The organism is Maribacter sp. 2-571 (assembly GCF_050589625.1).
Classification (GTDB): domain Bacteria; phylum Bacteroidota; class Bacteroidia; order Flavobacteriales; family Flavobacteriaceae; genus Pelagihabitans.
The window spans coordinates 129,568-147,256 of sequence record NZ_JBNGOP010000012.1 but is presented as its reverse complement, the minus strand read 5'-3'; the positions used below and the strand labels follow the sequence as shown (position 1 = coordinate 147,256).

Here is a 17,689-nt window from a genome sequence, read left to right as displayed (position 1 = left end):
GGGCAAATGAGAGCTGATCGTTTCAAATTGGGTATCCGTCAATTCCATTTAACAAAGATACCTATTTTGTGTTAACAAGCCCTAGTTTGTTTTTTGTTATGTTGGTAAGTTGTACCAGCCAACAATCGGAGGTATTCCAACTTCAATTTGAACATGACCTGATTCCTGAAGGAATTGCTGTTGACGGGAATACCGATCGGGTATATCTGAACAGTTTGAAAAGGGAAAAAATTGTTTTTAGCAAAGTGAACGGTCAAAACCCGGCTACATTTATCGACACTAGGGAACACGGATATTTATCCGGCTTTGGCATGACCATAAAGGACGACACCCTATATGCCCTAGGAAATAGCCTTACCAAAAAACGCAACAGCTCCGTACTGTTGCTCCTACAGCTATCTACTGGACATCTTATCGACTCCTATAGCTTAAACGATGGAGGGTTCCATTACTTGAACGATTTGGCCACAAGTCCCAAAAACAATATTTTCATGACCGATTCCGAAAGCAATCGTATCTACCAAATACAACGTCCTTTCAAAAACATCGAACTTTTTATGGATTCCGAAGAAGTTTCCAATTCCAACGGTATCGCTATTTCCGACGATGGTGACCACCTGTATTTGGCTTCGACCAAGGGAATACGGATTGTTGCCATGGATAGCAAAGAAATAGTAAACCGACCCAACGAAAAGTACACCGGAATAGATGGTTTGAAGTTTTATGGGAACAATCTCTATGGAATCGTGAACATGTTTTCGAATGAAAACGGTAGAAACGGACTTTATAAGTACACCCTCAACACAGCGGGAACCAAAATCGTAAATACTGAAAAGCCTGTCACCTTTGAAAAAGACGATATCATCCCCACCACCTTTGCCATAGCAAACGGCGCATTTTATTTTGTTGCAAATACCCAATTGGATAATTTTGATGAGGACAAAAAAGCGATCGTAGATCCCAAAAGACTACAACCGTACCGTTTGCGTAAGGTCCCGGTAGAGTAATTTCGTTTGAAACGTTTTGACCGCCGGGCCTTATATCCCATGGATATGACGTTTTGCCTTTCAAAATGCATACGGTCTGAATAAGGAAACTAAAATGGACGCCAAGGCCTATTTAAAGCGGATCAAGTTTTCGGGGATCCCCGGTGTTGATGTCGACACCCTGATAAAATTGCACCAACACCACGTTTGGAACGTTCCATTTGAAAACCTGGATGTACAACACGGGATTAAAATCAGGTTGGAACCATCGGCGTTGTTCGAAAAAATAGTAACCCGCAATCGGGGCGGGTTTTGTTACGAACTCAATTATCTTTTTCACGACTTTTTAGTACACCTAGGATTTACCGCAAAGCTAATTTCGGCACGGATATTCAACGGAAAAGAACTAGGCCCAAAATTCGACCATATGGCAGTTTTGGTAACCATAGCACAAGAACATTGGTTAGCGGATGTCGGTTTTGGCGACCTGTTTGTAAGCCCCCTTCGCATCGGGACAGCTGATGAGCAATACGATGGAAGAACGTACTTTAAGATCGTGCGCACCCATAGGAAAGAACTGTCGCTACAAATGCGCTCCAAGGATTCCAAATTTGAAAACAAGTACCTGTTCGATACCGATAGCCATGACATTACAGCGTTTGCGTCGCAGTGCGAATACAAACAACATTCCCCCGATTCCCATTTCGTCAAAAACAAGATTGTTACCCTGCCCTATCAAGAAGGTAGAAAAACCATTTTCAATTCCAAATATATTTGCAGGAGCGGGGCCGACAAAACGGAGTATACCATCACTTCTGAAAAGGAAGAAGTCCGTATTCTCAAGGAAGCATTTCAAATCGACTTTGGGTTTTAAAAAAGGGGGACCTTAGATCAAGGAAACCTATAAACGTATTGTTACGGCACTGAAGCGTTTTTCAAGACCCTTGCTAGCCTTAGCATACCCAAATCCCCATTACCCTAATCCGTTTTCGGTACCGCGCAACAGGAAAAGCTTGTGATTATTCCACGGTATTGGTCAACGTACCGATATGGTCAATAGTAATATCGACTTCATCCCCGATGTTCAAGCTAAAATTATCGGGCGGTACAATACCGGTTCCCGTCATTAAAAAGCAGCCTTGCGGAAAACTACACTCCCTAAAAAGGTACCTGGCCAGGTCAGCTGGGTTTCGTTTCATTTGTGCCAAGGTCGTCTCTCCCTCAAAAACGGTACTTCCGTTTCTACGGATGACCATTTTTATCGATGTTGTTGCCGCAATGGGACGCTCCGGAACATAAATACCTGGCCCCAGTGCTGCGCAGCCGTCATAGGTTTTTGCCTGCGGGAGGTACAATGGGTTTTCACCTTCGATACTTCGAGAGCTCATATCATTCCCTACGGTATACCCTTCTATGGTTCCGGATACGCTTAGGAACAAGGTCAGTTCCGGTTCCGGAACATTCCAATGGGAGTCTTTTCGAATGCGTACGGTTCCGAGTTGCCCCACCGTTCGCCGAGGCGTGGCCTTAAAAAAAAGTTCCGGTCGATCGGCATCATACACCAAATCGTAAAAACTACCACCACCCGCTTTTTTCGATTCTTCCATCCTCGCCTGTTTGCTTCGAAAGTAGGTGACCCCGGAAGCCCATACTTCTTGGCTCCCGATGGGCGCTAGGACATTTTGAGGGATGTCCGCCGTTTTGGGAAGTGTTGCGATATCCGTCAGCAAGGCCCCGTAAAGGCCTACCCTATTGATAAAAACGTCCCAATCGTCAATTGCTTTCAAATAGCAATGCCCCTCATGTGCAATGACCGCCCCTTTTTCCGTTTTGTAAATTTGCATCCTAGACCAATTTAAATATCCTTCTTAAAAATACCGATTTAAAGTGTTTTGCTCCAAGGGTCGGTATACCAATTAGAAACGACGGTCCGGATGAAAAGCGGTAATATCCATTTCCGGAGGTGTATCGGTAACCAGTTGTGCTATTATTTTTCCGGTAGCGGGGCCAAGGCTCCACCCCATCATCGCATGCCCGGTAGCAATTACCAAGTTGTCATATGTACCGGTTTTTCCAATATAAGGAAGTCCATCGGGCGATACCGGTCGCATTCCCGTTTGGGCATCCTCCCTTTCCTCGGGAAGCACCTGTAATTGTGGATAAAACCGGTTCGCCCCTTTTGCCAGGGCCATGACCCGTTCCTTTCTGATTTTTGTGTTGATTCCCGAAAATTCCATTGTTCCGGCGAAGCGGGTAAATCCCGCCATGGGCGTAACCGCCATTTTTGCTTCCATTAAAATCGCCGGAAACCGAATTCCGGTCGGTCTTTTCACATTGATCCGGTAGCCTTTCCCAGCTTGTAAAGGCAGTTTCAAACGCAATTGTTTTGCGAGCAGTCCGCTCCATGAACCCGCTGCAAGCACTACCGCCTCTGGAGCAAATACACCTTTGTTCGTACGAACCGATGTTATTTTTTTGTTGGAGAACCCAAAATGTTCCACTTCCTCGTTCGTACGAATGCTTACCCCTACACGTTTTAGATAAGCGATCAGTTTGGGCATAATTTCACCAGGGGTGGTATGACCGTCACATTTATAATGTATCGCGCCCTTGGCATTGATTTCGATATCGGGTTCCAATGCAGCAAGTGCGGCACGGTCCAAATTGGTGACCTCCAGTCCTAAAAAAGCCGCTTTTCGGGCCACTTCCATTTCATGTTCGAAAGATGCTTCTTTTTGATAAAGCATCAACAACCCTTTTTGCTCTAACTGAAAATCGCCCAGATCCCCAGAGTCCCTGATTTCGTGGTACAAACGTTGGCTGAGGATATTGATATCCTTGATAACGGGAATAGCCTTGGCCACCTTTTGTTCGGTGGACGACCTATGGAAATACCGTGCCCATTTAAAAAAGTCAATGTCCCAGCGCGGCTTCATATAAAAAGGGCTTGCAGCGTTGAACATCATTCGGAGTCCCATGGAAATCATTCCCGGTGCGGCAAGCGGAATAATATGGCTTGGCGTAAGATAACCGGCATTAACGAACGAGGCACCGGAATTCATCGCCGATTTATCGACCACTGTTACCTTACAACCCTGTTTGTGCAGGAAATAGGCCGAACTAAGCCCAACAATACCACCGCCAATGACCAAAACCTCTTTCACATCAGTTTTTAATTTGCTCTTACCCAAAAGGAGCACCTTTATCGCACACGAAACGCCTGACAAGCAACATCTTCGCAAAAGGCAATCCCCTATTTAGGCCATGCTTATCCTCACTTTTATGGGGAACCAAAAGTTTTTCCCCTATACCAGAACTCATATCAATTGCTAATTAAAATGCGCCAATCTTACTTGTTCATTGTCCATTTACTTTTCTTGTAAGCGTTTGGCTTAGCCATGGCTATGCAAACCCTTTACCGGGTCAGTAAATGAAAAAGCAACTTCGTTATCCAAGGCGCATTTTAATTCGCGATTGGTATTATATTTCGCTAGTTTCCAACAGCAATGGTTCGGTCGTCCAATTTCCATCTACCAATCTGTTGAGCTTTAAGGGATTTGCGTTTTGAAGGGCTTCCGGCAAGGTGGCATCGGGCCAATCTTGAAAACTAAAAGGGCGTACCCATCGTCTAATGGAATATACACCCACTGCCGTAAACCTGCTATCCGTAGAGGCCGGGTAGGGACCTCCGTGTAACATGGCCGGACATACTTCCACACCGGTAGGCACTCCATTGAAAATGATGCGCCCTACCCTATCGCCCAAGGCCGCAACCACATCCTTGTATGCTTCCAACTCCGACTTCCTGCCCAAGACCGTACCGGTCAGTTGTCCTTCCAATTGGGCGATAATCGTTCTCAACTCTTCCTTGTCCGAACAACTGACGACAATTGAAAACGGACCGAAAACCTCTTTATGCAATATGGGGTTCTTTAAAAAATCACTTCCGGAAACGGTCAAAACCGTATTGGTAGTGGTATTTGGGGCCTTAAGGGTATTGTAACTCCCCACGACCGACACCCCGGCTTGTGCGGACAACTCGGCCCTCCCATTTTCAAAATTTTGATGAATGTTGGGATGCAACATATGATGGGAGGTCATTTTTTTGATTTCAGTATCCAACGACGCAATAAATCCATCCAAAGCGGTTCCCTTTAAGCCCAGTAACAATCCTGGGTTCGTACAAAACTGTCCACCGCCCAAGGTAATGGAGGATGCGTATTTAGCGGCCCAGTCATCCAAAGCACTGTCCTCCACGGCCGATGGCAGGACGACCACCGGGTTTATGCTTCCCATTTCGGCAAAAACGGGTATGGGTTCAGCTCGTTGCGCGGCCAAATCGAAAAGGGCACGCCCGCCTTTTATACTTCCCGTGAAACCGACCGCTTTTACACCGGAATGGCTTACCAGTTGGGTTCCCACTTCGATGCCTTTACTATTCAAATTGGAAAATACACCGTTCGGCATCCCTGTATCCTTTGCTGCCTTTACAACCGCAGAAGCTACCAATTCCCCGGTGCCCGCATGCATCGGATGGCTTTTTACCAGTACCGGACAACCGGCCGCCAATGCGGCCGCAGTATCTCCTCCCGCGGTGGAATACGCCAAGGGAAAGTTACTGGCACCGAATACCGCCACGGGGCCTAAAGGAATGGATATTTTTCGAAGATCGGGTTTTGGTATCGGTTGCCGTTCCGGTTTTCCAGTATCGATGATGGCCTCTACCCATGAACCTTCTGCAACCAATTCGGCAAAGGCCCGCAGTTGTCCGACCGTCCGTCCTCGTTCGCCCTTTGCCCTTCCTTCCGGCAATCCACTTTCCAAACAATACCTTTGGATCAATTCCTCGTCCAAGGCCATGATTTCATCCGCAATCGCATTTAAAAAAGCTGCCTTCCTTTGGCCGCTCATATTTCGATACGTAGCAAATGCCGACACGGCAAGTTGAACCGCTTTGTCCACCTCTTCGCTGGTGGCCGCTACGAACAGATTTTCATTTTCCCGGTTCGCTATTGGGTCAAAGGTCCTGTAAGTGACGGTACCCGAAGCCATTTGATCAAATCCGATATAGTTTTTTCCCGTTATCATTTTCGTTTGTTTAGTAATAAGGTGATTTTACCAGAGGGGGCGACCATCACCCGTGCTGTTCTTTTAAAGGGAGTTGCCCAAATCCATTCTCCGGAACATTGAAACAAAGTTCCATTTTCCCAAAAATCTACAAATAAAAGCACTAGGCAACACCTACACTCAAATTTACAATAAAATTATGCGCATATCGTCGTTACGAACAAAGTAACATAACGCACTTTTATTATGTGCTTACATGAGCAGCATTCATTTGTGTATCGATGGTAATCGCACCGAAACGCTCCTCCTTAAAAATCTTTTCCCGAGTAGCTGTCCGACCATCCCGATCAGCAATTATTAAAAAACGGGCCTATAGTCCAATTTTCACTATTTTTGCACGAAATTAAACACTACAATTCTTTAGAAATGAAAAATATAGCCCTGGTCTTGATCGGTTTGGCATTAGGATGCAACTCATCACAAAAACCGGTAAAAGACGGCAGTTCCAACGCGAAAAAAGATAACGCTCCGGTATATGCCAGCACGATTACCGAAGCGGAATTAAAAACGCATTTGTACACCTATGCCTCAGATGATTTTGAAGGAAGGGAAACGGGAAAACCAGGACAGAAAAAGGCGGTCGCCTATTTGAAGGCCGAATACGAAAAAATGGGAATTGCAGCTGCAAAGGGAGGTGACGACTATTTTCAAAAAGTACCTTTGGAAATCGTGAAATTACCAACCGGAACAATGTCCGTTGCCGACAGCGAATACGTTTTGGGCACCGACTTTTTAACTTTTACCCCCACCAAAAAGAACTTTGCGGATATCGTGTATGTGGGCTATGGTATCGAGGATGAAAAGTATTCGGATTATAAAGATATCGACGTAAAGGGCAAATTGGTCTTGATCAAAGCGGGGGAACCCAAAAATGAAGACGGCAGCTATGTGCTATCGGGAAGTTCGGAACCTTCCATCTGGAGCAATATGTCGCAAGCAATAGACAAACGTACGGCCTTGGCAAAAGACAAAGGTGCTGTGGGAATGTTGTACTTCGATGCTCAAAACTTCTCGCGATTCAAGCGGTACTTTGAGTATATGAAATTGAACAATAGCGGTCAAATGTCCATACAGGAAAATACGGCAGACGATTTTTTTCAAATGTACATTACCGAAACAATGGCCAAGGCCCTATTGACGACCATTACCAGTGACGATATGCCGTCGGTGCTTGCAACACCCGTAAGTATTGACCTTACGGCAACAGATGAGCAGATAGATTCGGAAAATGTGGTGGCCCTGTTGAAAGGGAGCACCAAACCTGACGAATACCTGGTAATCTCCTCACATCTAGATCATATCGGTATTACGGCCGATGGCCAAATCAACAATGGTGCCGACGATGACGGTTCGGGTACGGTTGCCCTATTGGAAATTGCCCAAGCCTTTAAGAATGCCGCGGACCAAGGAAACGGACCGGCACGTTCCATTGTATTCCTGCACGTTACCGGAGAAGAAAAAGGGCTGCTGGGCTCACAATATTATACGGACATCGACCCAATAGTACCCTTGGAAAAAACCGTAGCCAACCTCAACATCGATATGATCGGAAGAATCGACCCAAAAAGAACGGGCGATCGCAATTATGTTTATCTGATCGGTTCGGACAAGCTCAGTACGGAACTGCACGAACTTTCGGAAAAGGTAAATGAAAAGTATACCAACATTGCATTGGATTACACCTATAACGATGAAAATGACCCCAATCGCTTTTATTACCGTAGCGACCACTACAATTTTGCAAAAAACAATATTCCCATCATTTTTTATTTTAATGGCACCCATGACGATTACCACCGTCCGGGGGATACTCCCGATAAAATCAACTATGACCTTTTGGAAAATAGAACACGACTCGTATTCCATACGGCTTGGGAAGTGGCCAACCGAGCTGAAAAGCTGGTGGTCGACAAGGCTAGCAAATAATCAACAAGAACAACAACAAAAACGAAAACGACCGCTACGGGACCATCCCGTAGCGGTCGTTTTCGTTTTCAACCTTTTCGCTTAGCAGCAGGTCGGAAACAAAAAAACCCCGTTCCAAAAAGAACAGGGCATGTATTTTGGGTGGAAGACCGGTTTCGAACCGGCGACCTCTAGAACCACAATCTAGCGCTCTAACCAGCTGAGCTACAACCACCATTTATAAGCGATGGCAAAGGTACTTTTTTTTGTACGATCTTTCAAAATTATTAGGTGCATATTTTATCCGATTTTACGGTACTCCATACGCTGATGTAATACCCAACTTCATATTTGGGGAGGTTTTTATCGGTCGCGAAGCGCTCTAGCAATTGAACCTGCTCAGGTAGGGGTTTCTGGGCAACTGCCCCGACCCTGGACACTGGGCACCTCCCGTTCGGAGGGTTACCGTTCGATGTCAAAATTTTATCTTTAGCATCCGGGAGGTAGCAAAGTAATTTTTGATTTCCCTTTTTTTGGGTGTTTGCCATAATCGGTGGACCTACACTAGAAATCGGTCCGTACCGCTTCGTCGTTTTTAAAGGGAACGTCGACCACCAGGAGAGCGATATCGGGAAATCATCGGCAAACTACATCTTTTGTTTGTTCAAACACACAAAAAATGCGCATACACAACATTTATTACGCTGCAGACAACGCATCGTATATTTTAGTCGCCAGAATGAAACCTAGCATGGCCCAGGGAACTACGATAACCTACCCCTTCCACATACGGATGCGGGCGCTCATGCTATTTTTTTGTTGTATTTTTTCCCTTACCCTGTTTTCACAACAGAAAGAACGGGATAGTTTGGAAGCGCTCGTAAAACAAAAACAGCGCGAAAAAGGTTTTTCGGTCAAAGACAGCACCTATATCGACCTTTTGAACAAGCTGGCGTATTCACAGCGGTTTTATAAACCGGAAAGGCTGTTAATCATTTCCAAAGAAGCAAAAGTGTATAGTGCTTCGGCAGCATATGACGAAGGAAAGACCGAAGCACTGATCAATCTGGGCTACTATTATTCCGATAAGGGGAAATTTAAAGCGGCCATCTCAAAATTCAAAGCCGCACTGGATATCGCCAAATCGATAAATGATTCCGATCTAATGCTATCCGCCCAAAACAATCTTGCCGGGGAGTATAGTTACAAAGGGGATTATTCCAATGCCCTGGAAGGGTATTTGGATGGTTTGGAAGTCGCGGAAAAAAATGAAAATGACCTGATGCGTTCCATCATAACGGAAAACATAGCCCATCTTTATGCATCACAAAATGATTTTGAGCAAGCACTTTTCTTCTACAAGCAGGTCAAAAAAATAAACGAAGGGTTAAAAAAACCCATAAGTTCCGCTGAAACTTATGCCAATATGGGTTCCATATACGCGGACATGGGCAAGCTTGAGTACGCCATGTACAACGTGAACAGTAGTATTTCTGTATTTGAAAAGCATAATATCACGGCTTGGTTGGCATACGCCTATGAAGTGAAAGGTAAAATCTATTTGAAGCAGAAAAAGTATGACTGGGCCCTGTTTTGGTATAATCAAAGTGAAATGCTCCACAAATCGTTGGAAGACGACCGGGCCGAAATAGACCTGTTGAACGGAATGGCGGAAACCTACCTTGGTATGGGCAAAGACAGTATTTCGGAACAGTACGCCATAAAGGCATTTGAAATATCCGGAAAGATCAACTTTAAGGAAGGGAAACAAAAATGCGCCAAAACGCTCTACCGAATCCATAAAAACAAGGAAGACTACGCCACTGCCCTCAACTATCATGAACTGTTCCAAGAACTATCGGATACCATATCGCGTACCGAAAACAAGAAAAGCCTTTCCCTGCTCAAGACCAAGTCGCAATACGAAAAACAAAAGGCCGAACTGATTATCGAAAACGAGAAACAACTGGCCACCCAACGGAACTATGTAAATGCTGCCTTGGTCATTTTAATGATCTTTATCGTCGTTACCTTTTTGGTACACCGAAGCGAAAAAATACAAAAAAACCTAAATGAGGAACTTCGGATAAAAACCGCAACGCTCGAGGAAAACGAGAAGGAGCTAAAAAATATCAATCAAACAAAGGACAAACTGTTTTCGATCGTGGCCCATGACCTTCGCGGACCAATCGGCGCATTCCAAGGATTACTGAACCTGTTTAAAAACGGGGAGATCCATAAGGAAGAGTTTATGGGCTTCATACCGAAATTAGGGAACGATATCGATCATATTTCGTTTACGTTGAACAATCTACTCTCTTGGGGACAGGCACAAATGAACGGCCTTATCACCAAGCCCACCGTTATTTCCTTGGACAACCTGGTCAAAGAAAACATCAACCTGTTGTCCGAAACCGCTACAACCAAATCCATTAAACTCATCAGTACCATTCCAGAAAACACCATGGCATGGGGCGATGGGGACCAAACCGATATCGTTATCCGTAACCTGATCAGCAACGCGATAAAGTTTACACCGAACAACGGCATGGTTACCATAGCCTCCCGCGAAAATGACGACCATTGGGAGGTTGCCATCCGCGATACCGGCATTGGTATGGATGAGGAGACCCAAGCGCGGATCTTCGATCAAAATGCGAACATTACCACCTATGGCACCGCAAACGAAAAAGGTACGGGGCTAGGACTGTCGCTCTGCAAGGAAATGGTTGAGAAAAATAACGGGATGATCTGGGTAGAAAGTGAACTAAAACAGGGTACTTGTTTCTTCTTCACGGTACCAAAAGCGCACAAACGCTACCAACAGGCCAGTTAAACCAAATCGTCTAACGAATTTACCGCAACATAGCGTTCTACGGTAAAGCCTTCCGCATAGCGAACACCCACCAACCTACCGAGATCTCTGGCACGGTACACCACACTATCGATAAAATTTTTGCTACTGATCGGCGTTTCCGGTTCGTCGCTCTTAGGATCATAAAACTGGGACCCATAAGCCATTATCGCCTCTTTTTTCGTTTGTATGTACCCGCTTACGTCCACGACAAAATCGGGTTCCAGATTTTTCCATTGGATATAATGGTATACTTGTTTGGGACGCCAAGGCTCTTGAACATCCCGGCCATTTTCAGCAATGGTCTCTATTTTGACCAATCCGCTTAAAAAGCAGGCATCACTTACCAAACGACTGCCTTTACCGTGATCGATATGCCTATCATCAATGGCATTGCAAAGCACCCTTTCGGGGCGGTACTTCCGTATCATTTTGATAATTTCCAATTGGTGGGTCTTATCATTGATGAAAAAACCATCGGAAAACCCCATATTTTCACGTACCGTGGCGCCAAGGATATCCGCGGCGGCGGCGGCTTCCTTATCCCTTATTTCAGCAGTGCCCCGGGTTCCGAGCTCTCCACGGGTCAAATCGATGATGCCTACTTTTTTACCTTGTGCAATTTCTTTTGCCAATGTAGCACCGGCACCTAATTCAACATCGTCCGGATGTGCTCCGAAAGCCAATATATCCAACTTCATAGGAAAGTAATTTTATCGATTTGATTGTTATGGTCCACGAAAACTTTTTAACGCCCCTTGTTACAACGGTCCTTGGGAAACTTGTCCAAAGTGTATTCTCTATATTAATATGCCGCAGTGATCCGAGTGGTTGCGATTTTTTTTAAAGCCTGTTCTATATCGGCTATCAAATCCTCGGGTTCTTCGATTCCCACCGAAAAACGGATCAGTTCGTCCTTAATGCCCTGTTTCTGCCGTTCGGAGGCCGATAACAGGGAATGTGAGGTTTGGGTCGGCGACAATACGGTACTTTCCACTCCGGCCAAACTCATGGAAGATTTGATGAGTTGCAGGGCCTTTTGAAACGCAGCGGCATCGTACTGTGCATCCAGTTCAAAAGAAAGCATGCCGCCAAAACCGTGCATCTGTTTTTTGGCAAGCTCATGATCGGGATGCTCCGGCAGTCCCGGATAGTACACTTTGGCTATGGCCTCATGTCCGTTCAAATACTCCGCCATGTGTTGGGCATTTTCATTTTGGGCCTTTACCCGTAATCCCATGGTTTTTAAGCTACGTTCCAACAGCCATACCGTGTAATCGCTCAAGCTCCCGCCAAAATTTTTGGCCAATTGGAAAATACAATCCATATATTCCTTGGTCGATGCCACGGCACCCGCACAAATATCGGAATGGCCACCCATATATTTTGTTGCGCTGTGGATGACCACATCGATACCAAAATCGATCGGATTTTGGTTAACGGGACTCGCAAAGGTATTATCGATCATGGATACCATCCCATGCTTTTTACACAAGGTACCGATTGCTTCCAAATCGGTTATGGTCAATAACGGATTGGAAGGGGTTTCAATATAGACTACCTTGGTATTTTCCTGCACCTGGGCCTCAAAATCGGCAGGCCGCAACCCTTCCGTAAAGGAATAGGAGATTCCGAATTTCTCCAACTCCTCCGTAACGAAATTGTAGGTTCCCCCATACAGGGTTTTTTGTAGCACAATGTGATCTCCGGCCCGTAAAAATGCCAGTACCGCAGTACTTACGGCGGCCATACCGCTTCCAAAGATCAAAGCGGCCTCGGCGTGTTCCAATGCGGCTATTTTTTTGCATAGCCCTTCTTGGTTGGGCGTATTAAAATACCTTGGATACCGTTTCACGTCCACATCATCAAAAGCATAGGAAGTACTCATATACAAGGGTGAAATGGCACCTTTATATTTTTCATCGACAACCTCCCCTACATGGGTACAAATAGTATTCAATCCTTTTTTATGCAGCTTCATGCTATTCCAAATTTTTGATGGCTAAAGTTACAAAATTAGGGTCATACCCGCACCTGCTTCCAACGCCCCTTTTTAAACCAGTAAAGGGAAATCACCGCCAACAACACCTCTGCCGAGGTTATGGCCATAAAAACGCCCAAAGGGCCTAAATCCCAGTAGAAGGAAGCGAGGTATGCCAATGGCAATTGGAACAGCCAGAAGGCCAACAGATTAATTTTGGTAGGCGTACCGGTATCCCCGGCACCGTTGAACGCCTGGGTAACCACCATGCCATAGGCATAAAAAATATAGCCCATGGCAATGACACGTAGGCATAGCGCCCCATTGGAAACGACTACCGGATCGGTATGGAACCAGCCTACCATCGTTTTTGCAAATAACAAATAGATAAGGGAAACACCGCCCATAAAAAAAGCATTGTACTTTCCCGTTTTCCATACGGAGGCTTCTGCCCTTTGGGGTTTATTTGCCCCCAAGTTTTGCCCTACCATGGTCGCGGCGGCATTGCTCATGCCCCAAGAGGGCATCAATGAAAAGAGCATAATACGAATGGCTATGGTATACCCGGCCAGGACCTCACTACCAAATTCGGACATGATCCGCATTAAAAACACCCAGGAGGAAGTGCCGATCAAAAATTGGGCAATACCGCCTGCGGATACCTGGATCAGGTTCCACATGACCTTTATGCGCAATACCAGATCGGAAAGGCCAATTTTTATTTTGCTCCATCCGAAAAACAATACCGCTAGCTGAAACAAAACAGCTGTACCCCTACCGATAGTAGTGGCGATCGCCGCTCCGGTAACACCAAATTCGGGAACCGGACCCCAACCAAAAATAAATATGGGATCTAAAATAATGTTCAACGTATTGGAAAGCACCAACGCCCACATGGCAATGGCCGCGTCGCCCGCTCCCCTAAAAATAGCATTGATCAAAAACAATAACAAAATGGTGATGTTCCCACCCAAAAGAAGGCGAGTATACCCTACCCCTTCCGAAATGAGATCGGGCGCCGCGCCCATCAAGGCCAGAATATCCTCTGCATAATGATAGCCCAATATTCCAATGATCAGGGCGACCACAACACCCAAGGCAATGGCCTGGACCGCTGCTTCTTTTGCTCCTTGAATATTCTTTTCCCCGATTCTCCGCGCCACGATCGCCGTTGCGGCCATACTCAGGCCTATGGCGATGGCATATACCAAGGTAACTACCGACTCGGTAAGCCCGATGGTGGCTACGGCATTGATACTTACTTGGGAAACATAGGCGATATCGACGATAGCAAAAATGGATTCCATCATCATTTCCAAAATCATCGGCACCGATAACATAAAAATGGCTTTTCGTATGCTCCCAGCGGTAAAATCGGATGTTTTGCCTAAAACGGCATTTCTAAAATATGTAAAAAAATTGCGTATATTATTATTTGAGGTCGTCATGCGCCATAAGAATTAAAATGAGAGAATTACAGTAGGGACGCCACCGGTAATGGAAGAAAAATGGACAGAAACCTAGCTGTAAATCGGTTTCTTGGGCGTCGATGTAAGGATTCTTATAACTTCATGATGGTACAAAAGTGCAACATTTTGTTGAACCTTCTACTTTTCGTTCGCAGATTTAACATAATTGGCCCGGTATCGCCACAGACTGACACCTCCCAAAAGAAGCACGACCAATATGATATACCAGATGTAATCGGGGGTTATGGCGGCAGCACCACTTTGCCCATAACTATGCAGCCCTACCAGGTAATAATTTACGCCAAAATAGGTCATCATAATGCTTCCATAGGCAGCGACACTCAAAAAATTGAACGTCCATTTACCCCGTAATCCGGGTATCAGTCGGGTATGAATGGCAAAGGCGTAAACCATAATGGAAATTAAGGCCCAGGTCTCTTTAGGGTCCCAACCCCAATAGCGGCCCCAACTTTCATTGGCCCACTGTCCGCCAAGAAAATTTCCTATGGTGAGCATAATGAGCCCTACGGTAAGGGTAACCTCATTGATAATGGTCAGTTCCTTTAAATTGAGCTCCATGCGCTTTTTATTCTTTTTGGTGGTGAGCATAATCAAGATCAGCGCTACCAAGCCCAATATCATACCAACCGTTAATGGACCGTAGCTCCCGACAATGACCGCTACATGGATCATTAACCAATAACTGTCCAATACCGGTACCAGATTCCCTATGGAAGGATCTACCCAGTTTTGATGCGCGATCCACAGGAGCATCCCGGCTACAAAGGCCGATGAGGCAATGGTCATATCACTTTTTTTGCCCAAGGCGAACCCCATCCCCATGGTCGCCCAGGCGACGTATAGGATACTTTCATAGGCATTGCTCCAAGGGGCGTGTCCGGAAATGTACCAACGCAATGCCAGGCCAGCGGTATGCCAAAGAAAAAGAATGATAATGGTCCCTTTTAACGCATAGACCCCGATACGCCATATCCCACGATCTTTAAAGATCTGAAGGACCAATATGATGAACATGAGCAATCCAGCTACCGGATACAAGCGCCAAAGCTGCTGAAAAATACCCAATTTGTTGTAGACCACCTCGGTCTTTATTTTCGCATCGGAGGGCAATACTTCCTTACCATGGTTTAACTGGTTTTGTTTGAAGGCTTCCAATAACTTGTCCGCTTCCGTATAGTCCCCGCTCCGTTGTGCCTTTTTTAGGGACATCAGATAGTACGGAAGGGCATTCTTAACAAAATTGGCATATAAGGTATCGCCGATCTGGTACTGTCCGCCCCGAAATTCCAGGGCCGATATCCATTTGTTGTTCTCATCGTTCAACAATGGGAATATTTTTACGATACTGCCTTGCAGGGCTTGGTCCAACAAACTCAATCGGATGTTCGCATCCTTATAATCCTGATCGAACATGTTGGGAATATTGGTGGTTGTAGCCTCCCGTAAAAAAGGTTCCAGCTTGTACCTGCCCTTTTCGTCAAAAAAATCAACGGCCCGAACGTATTTCTGCCCTTTCGGTATCCCAATTACTTTTCGAATACTGTCGTTCTTTCCTTTTTTATCGACCGCTATAAACTTTGCATTGTACCATAATGCCGGGTTGCTCATCATGGAAAGGAATACCTGATCGGAATTCATTTCGTTGAATTTGTCGCTCAAACTCAATTTGCGCAACAGTTCGGAAGAAAAGGTATTAATGGGTTTCATACGGCCCGCCTCGTCCTGAATGACGAGCTTTCCAAATTTTTCGGCATGCGCTTCGGAAACGATGGATGCCCGAATTAGCGAATCTACCTGTTCCGCGGTCGGAGCGTCCTTGCTATGATCGTGACCATCGTCGGGAGTGTGTTCTTGAGCCGTGGCCCATAGTGCACTTCCTAGCAGAAAGAGTGTAGTAAGCGTCCTTTTTTTATCGTTCAATTTTTTCAGCGATCGCGACAGATCCTTGAACCTGGTTTTCCCAAAAAACATAATGCCCAACAAACCGATGTACAACAAAAAATAACCGACATAGGTTATGCCCGTTCCCCACTGATCATGGTTTACCGAAAGAACGGTACCTTTTTCGTCAGGGCTAAAACTGGACTGGAAAAACCGGTAGCCCTTATGGTCGAGAATGTTGTTCATATACACATCATAGTCGAAAGATCGGTCGTCCTCTACCGAAATTTTGCTCATAAAGGAAGCATAGCCTTTTTCGGTTCCGGGATATTTTTCAGCGATAAAATCGTTCAATTTAATACTGAACGGAAGTTCATGCACCTTGGATCCATAACTGAGCATAAAATCGAGTCCGCCCACTTTAAACTTTTTGGTGAATTCCGCCGACCCTTTGCCCCCCAATATCTTTTTTTCAACAGTTTCCCCGTTGGCCGTTACCGCAACGACCAAAGCATCGAGTGTTGCTTTCGTTTGTTCCGTTTTGGGCACTTTTACGATTCCATAAGATCCTTTTACCACGGGCTCGGGAAATACGAACTGCATGCCCGCCATGTTATATAGCGAACGCAACTGTAGTTCTTGAACACTGTCCTTAACCACCTGCCCCTGAAACTGATCGGCCATTCGCATAAAATCTCCCTCAAAAGGCGTTTGAAGTAAATAGGTACTGTCGGTAACGATGATATTAATGGCCCCATCGGTACGTTTGTTGAGGGAGAACAGCACGTTGTGAATGCTAGAGACCTGACCGTCCTCCAAAAAATGCTCATGTCGCTGACCATCGCCCGCCTCCACTATCTTCAAAAATGCCTTCCCATTGGGATCGGGAACCATTCCTTCCTTGACGCCATCAATAAAATCGACATAGGAAATCGTAAATGGTGCACCTCCATAGTCCGATGACCATGGCAGGTTCGTTTTTTTTGCCTCTGGAGTCACGATAAGGTCCTCCTGCAATATTTTACGCTGGCCTACACCGTCAATCGTACCGTCTACATAAACGGTCAAATAGGTCTTATCGGAATAAAATACCTTTTCCGAAGCGCCTTCACGTATGGGCATCATGCCCTCGAAACTAATGTACCGGGTAACAAAAGCCCCTACAATAATCAATATCCATGAGAGGTGCAGCAGCAAAACCGGCCATTTTTCCCACCGTAACAGCCGATAACGATAAATATTTCCCGAAAAATTGATCACAAAAAACACCATAATCGCTTCGAACCAAGTAGCATTGTATATCCAAATACGTGCGGTTTCGGTGCTGTACTTGCTCTCGACAAAGGTGCCGATTCCCATGGCAATGGCAAAAACGATAAAAAGCAAGGCCATTAAACGAGTGGAAAACAGGATGTTCTTTAGCGTTTCCTTCATCGGAAGTAGAGTTGAAATTTGATGGCAAAAA

At 45.5% G+C, this 17,689-nt stretch carries 12 protein-coding genes and 1 tRNA gene; 4 read left to right on the top strand and 9 right to left on the bottom strand.

Annotation, left to right across the window (positions count from 1 at the left end; all coding sequences use genetic code 11):
• Positions 1-86: 86 nt before the first annotated feature.
• Together ACRD7P_RS10745 and ACRD7P_RS10740 are read left to right on the top strand one after the other, a co-directional pair.
• Complete coding sequence (locus ACRD7P_RS10745) at positions 87-1,007, top strand: SMP-30/gluconolactonase/LRE family protein (protein WP_430907583.1); 921 nt, start codon at positions 87-89, stop codon at positions 1,005-1,007.
• 94 nt (positions 1,008-1,101) lie between these two features.
• Entirely contained in the window at positions 1,102-1,860 is a 759-nt protein-coding gene (locus tag ACRD7P_RS10740; protein WP_430907582.1) for an arylamine N-acetyltransferase family protein, read from the top strand.
• A gap of 145 nt (positions 1,861-2,005) precedes the next feature.
• On the opposite strand, the gene ACRD7P_RS10735 is transcribed toward ACRD7P_RS10740, so the two are convergent.
• From ACRD7P_RS10735 to ACRD7P_RS10725, 3 genes are all read right to left on the bottom strand, one after another.
• Positions 2,006-2,830 carry a fumarylacetoacetate hydrolase family protein gene (locus ACRD7P_RS10735; RefSeq protein ID WP_430907580.1) on the bottom strand — a complete coding sequence of 275 codons (825 nt, stop codon included), beginning with the start codon at positions 2,828-2,830 and terminating at the stop codon, positions 2,006-2,008.
• A gap of 72 nt (positions 2,831-2,902) precedes the next feature.
• The gene (locus ACRD7P_RS10730) at positions 2,903-4,177 is read right to left on the bottom strand and encodes an NAD(P)/FAD-dependent oxidoreductase (protein ID WP_430907578.1); all 1,275 of its coding nucleotides are present in this window, start codon (positions 4,175-4,177) and stop codon (positions 2,903-2,905) included.
• A 289-nt stretch (positions 4,178-4,466) separates the two neighbouring features.
• Positions 4,467-6,074, bottom strand: a complete 1,608-nt coding sequence (locus tag ACRD7P_RS10725; RefSeq protein ID WP_430907577.1) for an aldehyde dehydrogenase (NADP(+)) — start codon at positions 6,072-6,074, stop codon at positions 4,467-4,469.
• Between the two features lie 405 nt (positions 6,075-6,479).
• Between ACRD7P_RS10725 and ACRD7P_RS10720 the strand changes: the two genes are divergently transcribed.
• On the top strand, positions 6,480-8,039 hold the full coding sequence (locus ACRD7P_RS10720; protein WP_430907575.1) for a M28 family peptidase: 1,560 nt from the start codon (positions 6,480-6,482) through the stop codon (positions 8,037-8,039).
• Positions 8,040-8,178: 139 nt separating this feature from the next.
• On the opposite strand, the gene ACRD7P_RS10715 is transcribed toward ACRD7P_RS10720, so the two are convergent.
• Positions 8,179-8,254, bottom strand: a tRNA-His gene (locus ACRD7P_RS10715).
• 51 nt (positions 8,255-8,305) lie between these two features.
• Positions 8,306-8,497: a hypothetical protein gene (locus ACRD7P_RS10710; protein WP_430907574.1), complete on the bottom strand. Its 192-nt coding sequence runs from the start codon at positions 8,495-8,497 to the stop codon at positions 8,306-8,308.
• 200 nt (positions 8,498-8,697) lie between these two features.
• Here ACRD7P_RS10710 and ACRD7P_RS10705 point away from each other — a divergent pair, with 200 nt between their 5' ends.
• A complete protein-coding gene (locus tag ACRD7P_RS10705) occupies positions 8,698-10,854 on the top strand; it encodes a tetratricopeptide repeat-containing sensor histidine kinase (protein WP_430907572.1) in 2,157 nt (718 codons plus the stop codon).
• On the opposite strand, the gene bshB1 is transcribed toward ACRD7P_RS10705, so the two are convergent.
• The 4 genes from bshB1 to ccsA all read right to left on the bottom strand — a co-directional run bounded on the left by bshB1 (position 10,851) and on the right by ccsA (position 17,658).
• Positions 10,851-11,573 (bottom strand): bacillithiol biosynthesis deacetylase BshB1, encoded by a 723-nt coding sequence (gene bshB1 / locus ACRD7P_RS10700; protein ID WP_430907570.1) that lies wholly within the window; start codon positions 11,571-11,573, stop codon positions 10,851-10,853. The two genes, ACRD7P_RS10705 and bshB1, sit on opposite strands and share 4 nt — an antisense overlap.
• A gap of 104 nt (positions 11,574-11,677) precedes the next feature.
• Positions 11,678-12,853 (bottom strand): trans-sulfuration enzyme family protein, encoded by a 1,176-nt coding sequence (locus ACRD7P_RS10695; RefSeq protein ID WP_430907569.1) that lies wholly within the window; start codon positions 12,851-12,853, stop codon positions 11,678-11,680.
• 41 nt (positions 12,854-12,894) lie between these two features.
• Entirely contained in the window at positions 12,895-14,301 is a 1,407-nt protein-coding gene (locus ACRD7P_RS10690) for an MATE family efflux transporter (RefSeq protein ID WP_430907567.1), read from the bottom strand.
• Positions 14,302-14,460: 159 nt separating this feature from the next.
• Complete coding sequence (gene ccsA, locus ACRD7P_RS10685; protein ID WP_430907566.1) at positions 14,461-17,658, bottom strand: cytochrome c biogenesis protein CcsA; 3,198 nt, start codon at positions 17,656-17,658, stop codon at positions 14,461-14,463.
• Positions 17,659-17,689: the final 31 nt, after the last annotated feature.